The 18851-nt window shown below is 36.0% G+C and carries 13 protein-coding genes and 1 tRNA gene; 7 read left to right on the forward strand and 7 right to left on the reverse strand.

The annotated features are described in order from the left end of the window. Positions 1 to 134 precede the first annotated feature (134 nt). The 6 genes from ileS to uvrC are packed head-to-tail and all read left to right on the forward strand — an operon-like array spanning position 135 to position 10043. Positions 135 to 2936 carry an isoleucine--tRNA ligase gene (ileS, locus tag G580_RS0108800; protein ID WP_028841833.1) on the forward strand — a complete coding sequence of 934 codons (2802 nt, stop codon included), beginning with the start codon at positions 135 to 137 and terminating at the stop codon, positions 2934 to 2936. Further along, positions 2937 to 3407, forward strand: coding sequence for a signal peptidase II (gene lspA / locus G580_RS0108805; RefSeq protein ID WP_028841834.1), 471 nt, complete (start codon positions 2937 to 2939; stop codon positions 3405 to 3407). Continuing rightward, complete coding sequence (locus G580_RS0108810; protein WP_028841835.1) at positions 3397 to 5280, forward strand: tetratricopeptide repeat protein; 1884 nt, start codon at positions 3397 to 3399, stop codon at positions 5278 to 5280. The genes lspA and G580_RS0108810 overlap by 11 nt, the downstream gene beginning before the upstream one ends. Further along, the gene (pabB, locus tag G580_RS10740) at positions 5280 to 7055 is read left to right on the forward strand and encodes an aminodeoxychorismate synthase component I (RefSeq protein ID WP_051173328.1); all 1776 of its coding nucleotides are present in this window, start codon (positions 5280 to 5282) and stop codon (positions 7053 to 7055) included. The genes G580_RS0108810 and pabB overlap by 1 nt, the downstream gene beginning before the upstream one ends. 40 nt (positions 7056 to 7095) lie before the next feature. Then, positions 7096 to 8232 (forward strand): 3-isopropylmalate dehydrogenase, encoded by a 1137-nt coding sequence (locus G580_RS0108820; protein WP_051173329.1) that lies wholly within the window; start codon positions 7096 to 7098, stop codon positions 8230 to 8232. An 8-nt stretch (positions 8233 to 8240) separates the two neighbouring features. Further along, the gene (gene uvrC, locus G580_RS10745) at positions 8241 to 10043 is read left to right on the forward strand and encodes an excinuclease ABC subunit UvrC (protein ID WP_051173330.1); all 1803 of its coding nucleotides are present in this window, start codon (positions 8241 to 8243) and stop codon (positions 10041 to 10043) included. Between the two features lie 80 nt (positions 10044 to 10123). Here uvrC and G580_RS0108830 read toward each other — a convergent pair whose 3' ends face one another. From G580_RS0108830 to recN, 7 genes are all read right to left on the reverse strand, one after another. Further along, positions 10124 to 10894, reverse strand: a complete 771-nt coding sequence (locus tag G580_RS0108830; protein ID WP_028841837.1) for a sulfide-dependent adenosine diphosphate thiazole synthase — start codon at positions 10892 to 10894, stop codon at positions 10124 to 10126. A gap of 96 nt (positions 10895 to 10990) precedes the next feature. Then, positions 10991 to 12388 (reverse strand): sigma-54-dependent transcriptional regulator, encoded by a 1398-nt coding sequence (locus tag G580_RS0108835; protein WP_022855019.1) that lies wholly within the window; start codon positions 12386 to 12388, stop codon positions 10991 to 10993. Then, complete coding sequence (locus G580_RS10750) at positions 12378 to 13415, reverse strand: sensor histidine kinase (RefSeq protein WP_051173331.1); 1038 nt, start codon at positions 13413 to 13415, stop codon at positions 12378 to 12380. Before G580_RS10750 ends, G580_RS0108835 begins: the two co-directional genes overlap by 11 nt. Then, positions 13415 to 14800 carry a UDP-N-acetylmuramate--L-alanine ligase gene (locus G580_RS10755; protein ID WP_051173332.1) on the reverse strand — a complete coding sequence of 462 codons (1386 nt, stop codon included), beginning with the start codon at positions 14798 to 14800 and terminating at the stop codon, positions 13415 to 13417. Before G580_RS10755 ends, G580_RS10750 begins: the two co-directional genes overlap by 1 nt. Next, positions 14781 to 15587, reverse strand: a complete 807-nt coding sequence (locus G580_RS0108850) for an SAM hydrolase/SAM-dependent halogenase family protein (protein ID WP_028841838.1) — start codon at positions 15585 to 15587, stop codon at positions 14781 to 14783. The genes G580_RS10755 and G580_RS0108850 overlap by 20 nt, the downstream gene beginning before the upstream one ends. Then, complete coding sequence (locus G580_RS10760) at positions 15572 to 16501, reverse strand: hypothetical protein (protein WP_022855023.1); 930 nt, start codon at positions 16499 to 16501, stop codon at positions 15572 to 15574. The genes G580_RS0108850 and G580_RS10760 overlap by 16 nt, the downstream gene beginning before the upstream one ends. Beyond that, positions 16502 to 18142 (reverse strand): DNA repair protein RecN, encoded by a 1641-nt coding sequence (gene recN, locus G580_RS0108860; protein ID WP_028841839.1) that lies wholly within the window; start codon positions 18140 to 18142, stop codon positions 16502 to 16504. It lies immediately after the preceding gene. Positions 18143 to 18251: 109 nt separating this feature from the next. Here recN and G580_RS0108865 point away from each other — a divergent pair. Beyond that, positions 18252 to 18337, forward strand: a tRNA-Leu gene (locus G580_RS0108865). Positions 18338 to 18851 lie beyond the last annotated feature (514 nt).

Below are 18851 nucleotides of genomic sequence, written 5' to 3' on the forward strand. Positions count from 1 at the left end.
TACCTATCTTTTTCTACAAACCTACTTTTTAATAAACCTAACCTTAGATATTTAATAGCTAAAACGATAGTGGTTTTTGTAAGTTATGTTAAAATTAGAAGTCATATAGCTTACTTAAAAAGGAGGCTTTCATTATGGATTGGAAAGATACTTTGAACCTTCCTCAGACTGAATTTCCGATGAAGGCTAATCTTGTAGAAAGGGAACCAAAATTTTTAGAGTTTTGGGAAAAAGAAAAAATCTATGAAAAAATGCTTGAAAAAAGAAAAGATGCTCCTTTATACATCCTTCATGACGGACCTCCTTATGCCAATGGAAACATACACTTAGGTACAGCTTTAAACAAAATCTTAAAAGATATCATAGTAAAAAGCAAAATGATGGCTGGGTACAAGGTACCCTTTGTGCCAGGGTGGGATTGCCATGGATTACCTATTGAATTGAAGACAGAACAAGAATTAGGGGTAAAAAGGGGAGAACTCCCTCCTCTCACAATAAGAGAAGCCTGTAGAAAATATGCAGAAAGGTATATCAACATACAGAGAGAGGAGTTTAAAAGGCTTGGGGTCTTTGCTTTTTGGGATAAGCCTTATCTTACGATGGATTATAGGTATGAAGCTACGATTGCCAGAGAATTTTTAAGGTTTTTAGAATCAGGCCAGGTTTATAGAAGAAAAAAGCCGGTTTTTTGGTGCCCAACCTGTGTAACTGCCTTGGCAGAGGCTGAAGTAGAGTATGGACCACACAAGTCTTATTCTATTTTTGTAAAGTTCCCCTTTACTGAAGAGCTTAAAGATTTTATCTCTAAAGAATATCAGGTGACCTTAGACAAACCGGCTTATGTATTAATCTGGACCACTACTCCTTGGACATTGCCTGCAAACTTGGCTTTAGCCTTAAACCCTGATTTTGACTATTTATTAGTAAAGTGGGAGGATGAATATTATTTAGTAGCTGAAGGCCGTGTTTCAGGTCTTTGTGCCGAACTTAACAAGGACTTACCCAAAATCGTTGCTAAAATAGACCCCAAAAATTTAGAAGGCAAGAAAACTCTTCATCCCTTTTATAACAGAGAAAGCCTTATCATCTTGGCTGATTTTGTAAGTTTAGAGACCGGAACAGGAATAGTGCACATAGCCCCTGGACACGGAGAAGAGGACTATCAGGTAGGGCTTAAATATGGATTAGAGGTTTATGTGCCTGTTGATCAGGAAGGGAGATTTTACAAAGAGGTAGACTTAATAGGTGGACTTTCTATCTATCAGGCTAACGAAAAAATTTTAGAAATTTTAAAACAAAAAGGGCATCTACTTTCCTCAGATAAAATAGAGCACAGTTATCCTTTTTGCTGGAGGTGTAAAAAACCAGTTATTTTTAGGGCTGAAGACCAGTGGTTTATTTCTATGGAATTAAAAGGTTTACGGGAAAAAGCTTTACAAGCGGTAGAAAAAGTCAAATTTATTCCTTATTGGGGGAAAAACCGTCTTTACAGCATGTTAGAAAACAGACCTGATTGGTGTGTATCCAGGCAAAGGGTATGGGGTGTCCCTATTACCGTGTTTAAATGTGAAAAATGTGAAGAGATCTTAAGAGATTTTAAGTATTATGAAAAGGTCATAGAGATTTTTGAAAAAGAGGGTTGTGACCCTTGGTTTGTAAAACCAGCAGAAGAGCTTTTACCAGAAGGGACAGTCTGTCCTAACTGTGGTCATACCCAGTTTTCTAAGGAAAAAGACATTTTAGACGTCTGGTTTGACTCAGGGGTTTCTTTTGCTGCAGTACTTGAAAAAATAGAAGAGCTTTCCTTCCCTGCAGACTTATATTTAGAAGGATCAGACCAACATAGAGGTTGGTTCCATAGTTCCCTTCTCTGCTCGGTAGGAACAAGGGGGGTTCCTCCTTACAAAGCCTTACTTACCCATGGGTTTGTGGTAGACGGACAGGGAAGAAAAATGTCTAAAAGCTTGGGGAATGTTATTCATCCACAGGATATAATCACAAAACATGGAGCTGAAATATTAAGGCTTTGGGTATCGGCTGAAGACTACCGTGATGACATAAAAATCTCTAAAGAAATCCTTTCAAGGTTGGTTGAAGCCTACCGTAAAGTAAGAAATACCTGCAGGTTTTTGATAGGTAATCTTTATGACTTTGACCCTAAAAAAGACTTAGTACCTTTCGAAAAACTTCCTCCCTTTGAAAAATACATTCTCTATAGACTAAGCAGGCTAATAGAAAAGGTTAAAAAAGGCTACGAAGGCTTTGAATTTCATTTAGTCTATCATGAGATCTATCGTTTTTGTGTAATCGAACTTTCCTCCTTAATAATAGATATCAACCGGGATTATCTTTATTGTGAACCTCGAGAAAGTTTCAAACGTAGGGCTACTCAAACGGTTTTTTACTATGCGTTAGATTCTATAGTTAAACTTATCGCTCCTATCTTTTCTTTTACCGCAGAAGACATCTGGCAAAACCTTCCCTATCCTAAAGAAGAAATTTCGGTTTTTCTTACTGAGTTTCCTGATTACAGGTTTGATCTTTCTCAAGATGAGGTTAAGAGATGGGAAACCATACTTAGCCTTAGAGAAGAATTTCTAAAAGCCTTAGAGATAGCCAGAAAGGACCACAAAGTTATCAGCACCTTTTTAGAGGCTGAAGTCTATGTAGAGGCTCCAGAAGATATAAAGGAACTCTTAAAAGATAACTCTTTTTGGGAATACTTTTTGATGGTAGCTAAGTTTAAAATGATAGAAGCATTGGATCCAGTGTCTGAACCTCAAACCTTTGTTTCTGAAGAAACACCAGGACTTAAGATTTTGGTGAAGCCTACCGAATATAAAAAATGTGAAAGGTGCTGGCAAAGAAAGCCTGAGGTTGGTAGGCTCCCTAATCCTGAGCTTTGCGAAAGATGTTATCAGGTGGTAGGTGGTTAAATGAAAACCTTTTGGATATGGGCTAATATCGTTTTCTTATTAGACAGATTAACCAAATTTTTGTTTATAAACTTGACCTTTCCAGGTGGTCAAGACGTTTGGCAGGTTTTACCTGGTGTTAACTTAGTTAAAGTTTGGAATAAAGGAATAGCTTTTGGGCTTTTTGCTAAAAATAGCTTTTTAGGAACCTTAGGGTTGGTTTTTCTAAACCTAATTCTCCTCGCACTGATATTTTTTTTGGCTAAACATAAAGCTTATAAACCTGAAGCCAAGATGGAGACTATCGGCTTAGGGTTGATCTTTGGAGGGGGAATTAGCAACCTTTTAGACCGATTGTTTTTTGGGGCAGTGTTTGACTTCATAGACCTCTATGTAAAAAATTTTCATTGGCCTGCTTTTAATGTAGCAGATATAGCCATAACCTTAGGACTTTTTATCTTAATTTATAAACAAGTAAAACATGTTTCTTAAAATCATCGAAATTCCAAGATTAAAACATTTTTTGTTTAAAACCTCTTCTCAAGAGTTAGATTATCATGTAGAAGAGCTTTTAAAAAAGACATACAAAGGGGTATCTTCTAACTTTTACCAAGTTCCCCCTAAAAACCTGGTTTATCTCAACGAGATCCTTTACAACCTGAAAGAGCGGTTTAAAAAATTTTTAGGTTCTTCCCCTTTACCCTTTTATATAATCCTTTCAAAAGAAAGAGACTTTTCGGAAAAGCCTCAACATGTAAGGGCAGGAAAAATCTATTTTCAAGAAAACCTAAAAAAAGAGGTTTTACAGGAGTTTGAAGGGGTAAACCTTTTTTATAAGGTTCAGGACTGGTTAGACGACTGGAAAGAGCTAACGCTGCCTGCTACTGTTGACCCTAAAATCGATTTTTTTTATAAAGACTTCTTTTTTACCGGACCAAACCCACCATGTTTTTTCTGTGGAAGCACCCATCACCCTTACCACAAATGTCCTGGTCTTTTAGAACCTCAACCAAGATCGGTGTTAGAACAAGCCTTAGACCTTCCTTTTTCAGAGACTTCTCAAATTATATGGCAGGGCTTGATAGAGGAAAAACCAAATTATTTTAATATAAGGCACTTTTATCTTTTACCTGAATTTTTAAAGATAGTTTTTTACCGAGGAGAAGGGTTAACTTCCTGGTCTCAGTTAAAACTTTCGATAGAAACCCCTGTAAGAGGAGGAAACATCGGGATAGGTTTGGATGCTCTCATAAAAGGAGATTTAAACGTGGCTGAAAGTCGATTTCTTGAAGAAGAAAGTGATTTAAAGGCCTGTATAGGGTTGACCTTTGTAAACCTGTTAAAAAATAGATGGGATAGGGCTCTATACTTTCTTGAAACCGCTCTAAGTCAAAACACTTCTAATTTTACCAAAAGTTATATAATTTTTTTAAAAGGATATCTCTACGAATATCAAGGAAACGACCTGACAGCCAAAGAACTATATCAAAAAGCTTTTGAGTTAGATAAAACCTTTTTACCTGTCTTTTTCAGATTAAGAGTTTTAGATTATTTAAATGATGAACCAATTGATAAGTTTATGGGTTATTTTGGACATCCCCTTCTTATTTTCTGGGCTTTTACCGAGCCTCTGTTTATTAGAGATCAGGAGGAGTTAGAAAATTTTATAGAAAAACGAATCCTTGAGAAAAGAGAAAATGCCTTGCAAAGACTTAAAGAAGCTGAAGACCTGTTTCATCGGTTAAAACACGTAATGACCAAAGATGAGATCAAAGAATACGAAGAATTACTTAAAACCTTAGCGTATGACATTTATCACAGAGGTATGGGAGCAATAGATAAAGCCTCAGACCGAGCACTTGACCTTACCCTTGAATTGCAGGCTTTGGTTTATAACAAAGTAAAAGAAATAAACCATAAAATAACAGAGTTAAAAAAACAATATGAAGTTCTTGCGACCTTTTGGTCAAAATATCCTTATAAAGAAGAAGATATAATCTTCGGAAAAGAATTAAAAACCCTAAAGAATTTACTTGAAAAAAACTTAGAAAATACCAAAAAAAGAGATATATCACAGATTTTGACCCTGATGTTTTCAGAACTAAACTTAGCAGAAGAAAAGGTTCAGCTATTAAAAGACCTTAAAGATGACCTTAAGAGAAAATGGGTGTTTAGAAGAAGGCTGACAGACTTTTTAAGAAATTTTTTACTGTTAGAAACCCTTTTGGTAACCTTCTATGTAATCGGATATCTTTTTGAAGATTCTTTTTTAGAAAGCCTGCTTACTATTCCCGTGTTTTTAATTATCTCTGTTGTTATCTTATTCCTTTGTTTGATCCTTGCCTATACTAAAAATCCTGAATGATGAAATTTATTTGGGTTAACGCAGAAAAATTTCCCTATCAGGTTTTATCTTTCGAAAACCCTTTAGAAGTTATCAAAATAGATGATCCTTCTAATCTATCTCTTTTTTTTGAAAAACTCCAAAATTTTATCAAAAAAGGTTTTTATGCCTGTGGTTTCTTATGTTATGAGACAGGATACTTATTAGAAAAAAGACTTAACAAGTTTTTTAAAAAACCTAACCTGCCACTTGGTTATTTTGGAATCTATCTTCCTCCCCAAAACTTCTTCATCAATCCCCTTGAATTAGCTAAAACGGAAAATTTTCTGTCGATCGAAAACCTTAGTTTTTCTGTATCTAAAGAAACCTATCAGAAAGACATAAAAAAAATAAAAGATTACATAGCTTCTGGGGATGTTTATCAGGTTAACTACACCTTTAAGGTCAAGTTTTGTTTAAAAGGCCATCCATCAGACTTATTTTATCGGCTCCTCTTTTCTCAGCGCTGTAAATACAGTTTTTATTTAGAAGAAGAAAATTTCTCGATAGCCTCTTTATCTCCAGAACTTTTTCTCAAAAAAGAGGGGTATTTTTTATTAACCTCCCCGATGAAAGGAACGATTAAGAGAGCTCCCTTTTTCGTTTTAGACCAAAAGAGAAAAAGGGAACTTTTTTTGGATGAAAAAAATCGGGCAGAAAACGTAATGATAGTGGACCTTTTAAGAAATGATTTAGGAAGGGTTTGTGTGCCTGGAGAGGTTTGGATAACCCATATTTTCAACATAGAAACCTACCCTACCCTTCATCAGATGACCTCTTCTGTAAAGGGAAAACTTTCAACCGAAAATTTGTTTGAAATCTTTAAGGCGCTTTTCCCTTGCGGTTCAATTACCGGAGCACCTAAGATAAGGGCGATGGAAATTATCGCTGAGGTTGAAAAAGAACCCAGAGGAGTTTACACAGGAGCGATAGGGTATATAGACCCAAACCATAATTTTCTCTTTAACGTGGGGATAAGAACCTTAGTGTTCACTAAAAAAGATTTAGAAAGTTATCTTGGAGAAGCAGGTATTGGAAGTGGGGTGGTTTGGGATAGCAACCCTGATGAAGAATATGAAGAGTGTTTGCTCAAAGCTAAATTCTTTTTAAATCCTTTGCCTTATTTTCAACTGATAGAAACCTTCTGGTTTAAGTCCCATACCCTCAACCCCCTTCTAAAACTCCATTATCAAAGGTTGGTGTTTTCTGCTAAATATTTCAGGTTTAACCTACCCAAGGTTTTACAAAATTTTTCCAGTTTCCAAAGGTTTATCGAAACCCAAATACCTGACCAAAAAAAATATAAAGTAAGGCTTCTCCTTTATCCTGAAGGAAAGGTAGAATTATCTTTTCTTCCTTATGAGGGCTGGAAAAAAGGACTAAAAATAGCCTTTATGAAGCGAGATTTTGATTTATCTAATCTTTTCTATCACAAAACTACCGTAAGATCTCCTTTAGAAAAGACCCTGCAAAAAGTAAAAAAATTAGGGTTTGATGAGGTGGTCTTTTATGATGAAAACGGTAAAATTCTCGAAGGATCTTTTTCTAACTTTTTCGTCAAAAAAGAGGGGAAACTTTATACCCCACCTTTAAAATTAAAACTTCTTGATGGAGTTCTGAGAAAATTTTTGGTTAAAAAGAAAATAGCCTTAGAACAAGAACTCTCTCTTGAAACCCTAAAAAACTTTTCAGAAATTTATGTGGGCAATTCAGTGCGTGGACTTGGTAAAGTAGAAGATTGGTTTATACTAAAGTGAAAATTATTTAAAAGTGCATAATAAGGAGGAGGGAGTTAAAATGGCTAAAAAGGGTGGAACTTGTAAAAGGAAAAAACAAGCTTCTCAAGAAGTACAGGAAGTAAAAAAGTCTTACAAAATAGCTGTAATACCAGGAGATGGAACAGGGCCTGAGGTCATAAGAGAAGGAATAAAAGTTTTAGAAGCTGCAGGAAAAAGGTTTAACCTAAATTTTGACTGGAACTTCTTTGACTGGGGAGGAGAGAGATATCTTAAAACCGGAGAGACTATCCCAGAGGGGGGTATTGAGGAGCTTAAAAAACATGATGCCATATACTTAGGAGCAATAGGGCATCCTGAGGTAAAACCTGGAATTCTTGAAAAAGAAATCTTATTAAGGATCAGGTTTGAGCTTGACCAGTATGTTAACCTTAGGCCGATAAAACTTTATCCAGGGGTTTGGACTCCTATCAAAGATAAAGGTCCAGAAGACATAGATTTTGTAGTAGTTAGAGAAAATACAGAAGGGCTTTATGCAGGAGGTGGTGGCTTTTTAAGAAAAGGGACTCCCTATGAAGTGGCCATACAGGAATCCATAAATACCAGATACGGGGTAGAAAGGTGCCTCAGGTTTGCCTTTGAATACTGCAGAAAAAGAAATAAAAAGAAAAAGGTTACTTTGGTTGGAAAGACCAATGTTCTAACCTATGCCTTTGACCTGTGGTATAGAGTATTTCAAGAGGTAGGACAAGAATATCCTGACATAGAAAAAGACTATGCACATGTCGATGCCACCTGTATGTGGTTTGTAAAAAATCCTGAATGGTTTGACGTAATCGTTACAGACAACATGTTTGGTGATATCATCACCGACCTGGGAGCTATGATACAAGGTGGTATGGGTATTGCTGCTGGAGGAAACATCAATCCAAACGGAGTTTCTATGTTCGAGCCCATCGGTGGTTCTGCTCCCAAGTATACAGGAAAAAACGTAATTAATCCCCTGGCTGCCATTTGTGCAGGTATGATGATGTTAGAACACCTCGGGGAAGAAGAAGCAGCTAAAGCCGTAGAAAATGCGGTTATCAAAGTTTGTAGAGACCATCTAAAAAGCTTGTCTGCAGGACAGATGGGTTATTCTACAACCGAGGTCGGAGACTTAGTAGCCAAGTATACCGAAGAAGGAGTAGAACTTTAACATGAAAGATGTTAACGATAAACCTGAAAGAAATTCCCGAATCTCCAGGAGTTTATCTCTTTAAAGGAGAAAAAGGAGAGGTCCTTTACGTAGGAAAAGCTAAAAACCTAAAAAACAGGTTGTCTTACTATGTAAAAGGACCTCTTCTTTCTCCTAAAATTCAGCGGTTAGTAGAAACTGCCAAAGATTTAGAATATTTCCTTACTCAAACAGAAAAGGAAGCTCTTTTACTTGAAGCTATTTTTATCAAAAAATACCGTCCTAAATATAACGTCCTTTTAAAGGATGATAAAAATTATCCTCTATTAAGGTTGGGATTACAAGAAGAATATCCCTCTCTACAGATCGTTCGTAGAAGAAAAAAGGGAGATAAAGCTCTGTATTTTGGACCCTTTACCTCTGCTCGTGGGCTAAGAGAGGTTTTAAAGCTTCTTTCTAATACCTTTCCCCTAAGAAAATGCAGTCTTTCTGAAATGAAAAGGAGAAAAACCCCTTGTGTGTACTATCAAATCAAAAAATGTTTAGCTCCCTGTGTCAAGCCTATCTCTAAGGAAGAATACCAAACATTGGTAAATGGAGTGGTAGAATTTTTCCAGGGAGGAGGAAAAAAGTTAGCAGTAAAAATCCGACAGGAAATAGAAAGAATTGCCGAAAACTTAGAATTTGAAAGAGCAGCCTTTTTAAGAGATAGATTAAAAGACCTTGAAAACATCTTAGAAAAGCAAGCAGTAGTTTTACAAGAAACGGCAGACTTGGACTTCTGGTTAAACCAAAAAACAGAAAACAAAGAATACTTTATCGTCCTTTTTATCAGACATGGTTATCTATATGGCTTTCAGACCTTTGATGTTAAAACCCCTCTTGAAGGTTCAGCCCTAAAAGAAGTTTTAATCCAGTTTTATCTTGACGGAAAGATTATTCCTCCAGAAATTTATCTCCCGCATGAAATAGAAGAGAAAGAAGACTTAGAAGAAATCTTCACAGAAAGCACAGGACATAAAATAAAACTGTTGATACATCCTAACTCAGAAGAATTTGTCGTTTTAAAGCAAATCGCCTTAAAAAACTTGCAAGAATATATTTTTTCAGAAAAAAGAAGAGAAAAACCCTGGTATTCAGGGCTTGCAGAAGAAGTTAAAAAAGTTCTAAAGCTTTCTAAGGAACCTCAACGGGTAGAAGTTATAGACCTTTCGCAGTTTTATGGAGAAGCTAAAGTTGGTGCAACCGTATGTTTTTTTGAAGGAGAACCAGATAAAAGTTTTTATCGAAGGTATCATATCAAAGAAGCAGGTAGAGATGACTATTCAATGCTTTATGAAGTTTTATACAGAAGATTAAGACGAGGATTAGAAGAAGGAACCCTACCAGACTTATTCTTGATAGATGGAGGAAAAGGCCATTTAGAAACCGCTTTAAGGGTCCTCGAAGACCTTAACATAACAGACTTAGAAGTAAGGGCTGTAGCTAAAAACGAAAAAAGACAACCAGAAAAGCTTTATATCCCTGAGAGAAAAAATCCTGTTTTTTTACCTAAGTATAAAGAGGTTTTTCATTTTATCGGAAGGGTTATGGGAGAAGCCCACAGGTTTGCCAAAACCTTTGCTGAAAAGAAAAAAACTCATAAAGACTTATCAGGCTATTTAGATAAAATCAAAGGGATAGGACCTAAACGTAAAGAAATTCTCCTTTCTCATTTTAAAAGTTTAGAAGAGTTAATACAAGCTCCTTTAGAAAAAATCGCCAAACTTCCTGGCTTTAACCTAAACTTAGCCAAAACTATAAAAGAAACCCTATTACAACTCTCGAATTGATAAAAACATAGGGGGCAGCACCACATACCCCCCTTATGTTTGTTTTACAGTTTGTATTTTTCTTAACCCTTTTTAAAGATCTATGCTTTTTTAGAGAGGTCGGCTGCTATAACCTCTGCGATTTTTTTTCCGCTCATAAGCATACCGCCAAAAATTGGTCCCATCCTTGGCAAACCAAAAATTTCACAAACAGCAATCCCTGTAACATATAGACCCTCTGCTACCTTCCCTGTATGTTCTACCACCAATCTTTCAGAGGCTTCGCTCCAGTTTGACCTTTCTCCTTTGATAAAAATGTTTAAATCTGGGTTCTTTTCAGCAGCGATCTGTATGATTTCTGCCCCATGACCAGAGGCATCAACCAAAGCTTTTGAAGAAGTAAAAAGTGGGTCTACATGCAATCCTGCCATCTCTATAGCTGTCCATTTCCACAAAACCCCACAAACCTTAGGTGGGTTATCTCTAACGATTACGTCTTCTACATAAACCCCAAGAAAAAATTTGGCGCCTGCATCTAAAGCCCCTGTAGCCAGTTTAGCTATAAGTTCTGCAGGATCAACTACATATAAGCCTTTATCTGCTTTTTGACATTTTATCTTAAAATCTTCTACTATAGGTAATACCTCCTCCTGAACCACTATCTTAGGTATCATGTTACCTCCACCACCTATCCCCCCACCAAAAGACAACCTTTTTTCATAAACCGCTACCTTATAACCCTTTTCAGCTAAATACTTAGCACAAGTAAGACCTGAAGGCCCTGCCCCTACTATTAGTGCGTCTACCTTACTGTACTCGTAAAGGTCCTCCATCCCATACTTTACAATAGCTCTTTGAATCTCAAGCTCCATAAATCTCCTCCTATTTTAAAAATTTAAATAATAACTAAAATAGTTTAAAAATAAATATTTTTAAGGTTAAGAGAAATATTTCACATAACCAATGACCTAAAACAGTTGTTTATCATATCCCCATTTTTTAAGCTTAAGGGTTAGGGTTTTTCTGTCTATCCCTAATTTTTTAGCGGCTAAACTTTTGTTCCAGTTAAGCTGCTTAAGAACTTTAATTATATACTGCTTTTCTATCTCTTCTACAGGAACGATCTCTTCCCCATTTGAAGTAACCAATTCTTTTGTTAATTCTTCTGTCCTTTTTTCTTTAACCAGAGGCTCAAATTCTGCTAAAAGCAAATCTTTTTCTGTGATTTCCTCTTTGGTAGAAAAAATAACCAATCTTTCTATTAAGTTTTTAAGTTCCCTTATGTTTCCTGGCCAGTGATAATCCATAAAAAGCGATAAAACTTTAGGAGAGAAAATTTTCATAGGCTTTTTATATTTTTCACAAAAGTATTTTAAGAAATAGTTAGCCAAAAGTAATATATCTCCTTTTCGTTCCCTTAAAGGAGGCAAGTGAAGGTTTACCACGTTTAAACGATAGTAAAGGTCTTCTCTAAAAGTTCCCTTTTTAACCTCTTCTTTTAGGTCTTTGTTGGTTGCGGCTATGATTCTTACGTTGGCTTTTATCACCTTTAAACTACCTACAGGAGAAAATTCCTTTTCCTCTACCACTTTTAGAAGTTTGGCTTGAAGGTCTAAAGGAATATTGGCTATTTCGTCAAGAAAAAGCACTCCACCTTGAGCAAACTCTATTTTTCCTATCTTAGCTTGCTGAGCTCCGGTAAAAGCGCCTTTAGCATGTCCAAAAAGCTCACTTTCAAAAAGAGTTGGCACTACCGCCCCGCAGTCTACGCATACAAAAGGGCCCTTATAAACTAAATCCATTTCGTGAATTTTTTTGGCTAAAAGCCCTTTACCTGTACCTGACTCACCAGTAATAAGAACGGTGCAGTCGGTAGAAGCGATGATTTTAGCCTTTTCAAGAATTTGTTTTATCTTTGGGTCTTCTCCTACAAAGTTTATCTTTTCTTCTTTTTCTTTCAGGCTTAGTTTAAGATAAAGGTTTTCTAAGAGAAGCTTTTTTTTCTCTATAGCTTTTTCAACCGCTACCTTAGCCTGATAGACTGAAAAGGGCTTTTCTAAAAAATCAAAAGCCCCCATCTTGATAGCAGAAACAGCTGTCTCTATGTTACCATAGGCAGAAATAACGATAATCTGGCTTTCATAGTTTATCTCTAAAAACTCTTTTAAAAGGTCCAAACCATTTCCATCGGGAAGTTTTAGGTCCAAAAAAACTACATCGTATTCTTTCTTAGAAAAATGTTCCAGAGCTTCTTTCTTATTTTCAGCGTTATCTACCTGATAACCTTCTTTTTGAAAAAAGATAGACAATCCTTCTCTTATATCTATTTCATCGTCTACCACTAAAATCCTTCCTTTATATCGCATCTTCTCTCAAGGTCTCCCTGGTTGGTAAGGGAAAAAGGATCTCAAAACAAGCCCCTCCTTCTTTCAGGTTATAAACATTGATCCTACCTCCATGATTTTTAATGATACCATAACAAATAGAAAGGCCTAGACCTGTAGCCTCACCTTTTTCTTTAGTAGTAAAAAAGGGATCAAAAATAAAAGGCATAATTTCTGGAGGTATACCTGGACCGGTGTCTTTTACCTTTATGATAACCGTATCATATTTGACAGAGGTTTCTACAATAATTTCTCCCTTTCCTTTCATCGCCTGGGCTGCGTTGATAAAAAGATTAAAAAACACCTGTTCTATCTGCTTTTGACTAACATATACCTTAGGTAGGTTTTTTTGTAGTTTAAACGTAAAAGTTACGTTTTTAAACATAGGATACTCAGAAAGTAGTTCATACACTTTTTTAACACTAAGGTTTAAGTCTACCCATTCTCTCTTTTCTTCCTCTGGCCTACCAAAAGCTAAAAGTCCGTTGATAATGTTTCTACATCGTTCGGTCAGATTAATAATCCTATCGATCCATGTTTGATAAGTAGGAACCTCTCCTATTTCCTCTTTTAACATACTGGCATACAAAAGAATACCACTTAAAGGATTCTTAAGCTCATGAGAAATCTCTCCTGCCATCTTTCCTAAACTGGCAAGCCTTTCAGTATTAATCCAGTATGGGAACCTAAACCAGTCTTTTTCCTGAATAAATACGTGTATCGTATAGTTAGGATTGATAGGTAGGTTGAACAGGTAATAAAAGTTATTTTCAAAAGTAAAAAAAGTCAACCCAAACGTGTCAAAAACCGGACCAAAAAGTTCTTCTAAAAAGACTATTTCGTCATCTTTAAGAAGATAGATAAATTCTTTTAGAAATCTTGAATTGTAATAAACTACTTTGTGCTTAAACTCAAAATCTACTCTCTCACATTCAGACACAACGGTAGGATGTCTAATTTTTTCGATACTATCTTTGGTAAAAAATATAGAAACTTCTGCTAGAGTCATCAAGAGAGTTGGGCTAAAAAACCTTTTATTTCTCTTTCCATGTAAGCACTAGACATAAATATTACCAGCTTTTTTCCCAGATAGTTTAGCCATTCAAACCGTGGATAGGAGAAAAATTCCTCAGTAAGCTTAAAAGCCTTTTTACCTTTAAGTTTAATCTCTTCTACCATCCTATCAAGGTCTATTCTATCCTCTGAAGGAACGTTTTCTATACCTGCAGGTGTTTTAAGGTAAACCACATCTGCTATACTTAAACTTTCTACATAATCCTGTTGAAAAATTTTGCGCTTACTTGAGTTGGTCCTGGGTTCAAAAAATATTACAGTAAGCTCAGGCTTTATCGCTTTTTTAAGCTCACCTACAGTTAATCTTACAGCTGTAGGATGATGAGCAAAATCATCTACTACCACAAGGTCTTTATCCCTATAGATTATCTCTTGTCTTCTTTTTATCCCTGGGAAGGTTTTTAATCCCTCTTCTATGTCCTCGTTAAAAAGGTCTAACCCTTTTAGCAAGGCTATCACCCCTAAGGTGTTTAACACGTTATATTCTCCTACCAAGCTTACTTGAAAAGCCTCTTTTTTATAAGCCTGACTAAACTCAAAAATAGACATAAACCCTTGATTATCTAAAAAACTATCAACTTTAAGCAACCTAAAATCATTTGCCTCTCCTTTCCCATAACTGACGGCTTTAGCTTTAAGGTTTGCTTTGCTAACAACCTCATTAAGGTTTATATCATCCCCGTTATACACCAACAAACCATCTTCAGGTAAAAGCTCTATCATATCTATAAAAACCTTTTTTAAAGCCTCCAGATTAGAATATACGTCTGCATGGTCATATTCTAAGCTTGTCAAAATAACTGCATAGGGCTTATAATGAAAAAACTTAGGCACTCTATCAAAAGAGGCAGAGGGATATTCATCTCCTTCTATCACCATCCATTCCCCTTCACCATAACCGAAATTTTTCTCTTCATCCCTCAACACCCCTCCTACCAAAAAAGAAGGAGAATAGCCACCTCTTTTCATTAAATAACTTAGAAGCGCGGTGGTGGTTGATTTCCCATGGGTTCCTGCACACACCAATACTTTTTTCCCATTAAACCAATTCTTTTCGAGAAATTGAGGGAAAGAGTACAACGGAAGGTTTAACTTCTGGGCTTTCAAAAGCTCTGGATGGTTAGCCTTTACCGAATTTCCTACGATCACACAGTCAGGTTTTATTTTAACTATGTTTTCTGGATCAAAAGGTAGAACCTTTATTCCTAAATTTTTTAAAATGTCTGAAGCAGGAGGATAAATTTCTCCTTTTTCTGAACCAAAAACTTCATACCCAGACTGTTTTAATACACCTTCATAATTAAACTCCCTCGTTTTCAAAAATAATTTCTATTTCAGGTTCCCCTAAAACCTCTTTTGCTGACCCTTGATTTATAGCTATTTCCAACAATCCTTCACTCCCAAACAAAGCTACCAACTCCCCTTTCTTGGCCCCACCATAGGTCTTGACCAAAGGAACTTCCCGATGGTTAACCAAAATTTTAAAAGGCTTGTTCTTTGCCTTAAGTAGCTCTTGTCTAAGGTTAGTAATCAAGTTGCCAAACTGATCCACATACCAAATAGCTAATTTTAATCCCTTTTCGGTTTTTTGAGGAGGTTTAAACTCAAGCTTAACTAAAGTATCCATAGAGATTTTTTGGCTAAAACTCTCTAACGGTTCCTCTGCTAACAAAAAAGATACAACCGGAGCAAAGAGATCTCTTCCATGAAAAGTCTTGCTATAAGGAGGACGTAAAACTTTAGAAACCTCTATCTCATAGGGAATACACTTTTCTGTCTGATAGATTAATGAAAAAATCCCGTTATCAGGCCCTACAAAAAAATATTTATCGGTTTTAACCACTAAAGCCTTTCTTTCTGTACCTACCCCTGGGTCAACCACACAGAGGAAAACAGTGCCTTCAGGAAAATAACGATAAGAAAAAAACAACATAAGGGATGCTTGTTTTACATCTTGAGGTGGTATTTCATGACAAAGGTCTATAAACTGAAGACTTGTTATGTTCACTCCTTTTCTATTAAGTTCTTGTAATATTTTTCCCTTAACTACCCCTACATAATGGTCTTTGATACCAAAATCCGTAAGTAGCACTACAGTTTTATACATTCTACGGCTTCTCCCTCAGCCAACCTTTTTCTTGCTTTAGGTGCATATTTTAATAGAAGTTCTCTAATAAACTCTACAGGAGGATTTCCTTCAACCACACAGGCAACAGGAGAACTTTGACTAAGCATATAAAGAGGAAACTCTTTTTCGACTATCTCCTGGATTGTCTGATTTTCCTCTTGGTTTCTACCAAGGATAACCCAAAGGTTTTCCTCTAAAAAATGTCTTCCCAAGCAAAGAAGTTGAGCGGTTTTATAGGTGAGAAGTCTTTTTTCTTTCAAAACTTTCAACACCCTTGAGCCTATCTGAGGGTCTGTCAATAAACACCCTCCAGCAGGTGTTGGTATCTCCTTTATCCCCCATTTTTTAGCCAGCTCAAGCTGTGGTTTTCTTTGTCTACCTTGAAGGTCTAAAAGTTTTTCCCTGTCTACTAAACCTTCCCTTTCAGGGATAGTAGGTTCCAAAAGTTTAGCAGATAAAGGTCTAAGCAGTATTCCCTTTACCTCTGCATCTCTTTCTATAGTCTCTAAGGCCTGTCGATTCTGGCTCATAGGCCTTTGTCCTACTACCTCTCCAGTGGCTATAAAATCAGCCCCAAGTTCAGAAAGTAAGGTTTTAGCAAGTCTAACCATCAAAATTTTACAGTCTAAACAAGGGTTAGCAAAATCTCCATACCCATATCTTGGTTTTTTTAAAATCTGAAGATATTCTTCCGTAATGTCTAAAACCAATCCTTTTTCAAACCCCAGCTCTAAACTCTTTTGATAAAAAATCTCAGGATTTTTTTTGTATTTCCAACCAAAAAAAGGGGTAATAAATTTAACAGGTATAACCTTTATCCCTTGAGTCTTCAAGACAAGGCCAGCAAGAAGGCTGTCAAGCCCGTCTGAAAATAACAAAAGAGCCTTTCCCATCTAAGAACTTTCCCTTAAAAACTGCTGAGCTAACTCAAGGTTTTCAGGATGACCTAACATTCTTGCGATCTCTTTAAGCCTTTCTTCTTTCTCAAGAGGTCTAACCACCGCTTTGGTTTCTCCAAGATCTGAGTACTTTTCTACTAAAAAATGATGATCTGCCATGGCTGCTATTTGAGGAAGATGGGTAATACAAACTACCTGCGTATTTTCCGAAAGTTTTTTAAGTTTTTCACCTACTTTTTTCGCGGTAATCCCACCTATACCTACGTCTACCTCGTCAAAAATTACTGTTTTAGGTGTCTGTTTGGTCTGGATGATTGATTGAATAGCCAGAAAAATACGAGAAAGTTCTCCTCCTGAAGCTACCTTTTCAAGAGGTTTTGGAGGGATCCCTGGATTAGATGAAAAAAGAAATCTCACCTCATCAAGCCCATAAGAACCAAGGTTACTTCCTTCAGGTGCTTTAGAGTTAACTTCTATCAAAAACTCAACCTTTTCCATCCCAAGTTCTTTTAGCTCTTCTTTTAATAATTTAGTTAGGGCTAAAGATCCCTCTTTTCTTTTCAACGACAAATCTTTAGCTAAGCTTAAGACTTCTTCTAAAACTATTTCTTGCTTTTTCTTTAAATCCTCATAATCCTCTCTCCCAAACTCAAGAAGGTTTAACTCACTTTTGAGTTCCTCTAATAACTTTTGCAAGCCTCTGGTGTCTCGCTGATATTTCTTTTTTAATTTTTCGTATTGAGAAAGCCTTGTTTCTATTTGGTCTAAAAGGGAACTATCTTCAGGAAGCCCTCTGGAATAGGTGTATATTTCTCTTAAAATCTCTTTAATTTCATAATAAAACCCTGAGGTTTTTTCAGCATAAATCTTAAAAACTCTATCCAAACTACTTATTTTTTCTAAAGAAGATAAAGCCTGATAAAGGTTTGAGGTAGTCTCTTCTAAACTTTTTGATGTCAAGTCTAACTGTTCTTTTAAAAACGTAAGGTTTTTAAGTTTTTCTCTTTCCTCTCTAAGTTGTTCTTCTTCCTCAGGATCGGGTTTTAGGTCTTCAAGCTCTTTTATCTGGAAAAGTAAAAAATCTTTTTTAACGGAGAGATCCTCAAGTTTTTTTTCTAAAGCCAAAACTTGAGAAGAAATTTCTTTATAACGAGCTAAGGCCTCTCTATAAGCCTTCAAAAGACTAAATGAATCAGCAAACTCATCTAAAAGCTCTAACTGTTTTTCGGGATCAATAAGGGTGTAAAATTCGTGCTGACTGGTAAGAAGGATTAAATCTTTGATTAGGTAGCTAAGGTCTGTTAAAGAAGCTGGTTCTCCGTTAATAAAAACTCTCTGTTTTTTTGGAGAAAAAACCCTGAGGATATGCACCTCATCTGTTTCTTGATATCCTAAGTCTTTTAATCTTTGATATAGAAAATCGCCTCCCCAGATAAGGGCTTCTACCTCTCCTTCTTTAGCCCCTGGTTTCAGATAGTCTTGACTAAACCGATCTCCTAAAAGGAGCCTTATTGCCTTTATTATCAAAGACTTTCCTGCCCCTGTTTCTCCGGTAAAAACAATAAATCCTTTATCAAAGTTAAGCGAGATTTCGTCTATCAACACCAAATTTCTAATACTAAGTTCTTTTAACATGGCTTAAGTACGATAAAATTTTAAAACATTTTCTGGCAAAAAACAAGGTGAGAACCTCTTGATAAACCAGATTTTTAGAGTAATATTTACAAAAGTATACGGGTTTTTCGCCCGGGTGGCGGAATTGGTAGACGCTGTGGACTTAAAATCCACTGGGGTTTCCGCCCCGTGCCGGTTCGAGTCCGGCCCCGGGCATTTTTCTCTAAGTTTCAAGGGAATTATTTTTTCACATTTTTATTTAACCACGCGGGCTCATCACAACCATTACAAATTAGACTCTAAACCCCTCCCTACTTTTCCAAATTATATTTTTAAACTATTTATCTTGTAAAAATTTTGTTTTAGATTATAGTTTTTAATATATCTTAGGTCTTTGACAAGAGAATAGGCTACAGGGCAGGGGCAATCTTGAGCTTTAAGGGGCCAGCATAACTTTTTCAAGGGTGTGTGTAAGTATATTTGGTAAACAAATAAACATTTTTTGCCCTTCCCTACAAATAAGATTTTATGCGACATAGAGAAGGGTATTTTTAGAGGTATTTTATTGAGTCTCATTTGCAATTGAAATTGCCAAAAAGTATCCTTGTAAGTTATTGATTTTATGTAAAAAATTTTTGTTATCCCAGGCTGTCAAGCATAGATTTCATCAGGGTTTCAAAGGGTCATTTTTAAAAATTTAGTTTTATACTAAACTTAAAAAAGTTAGATT

Origin of the sequence: Thermodesulfobacterium hveragerdense DSM 12571 (assembly GCF_000423845.1) — a bacterium.
Lineage (GTDB): Bacteria > Desulfobacterota > Thermodesulfobacteria > Thermodesulfobacteriales > Thermodesulfobacteriaceae > Thermodesulfobacterium > Thermodesulfobacterium hveragerdense.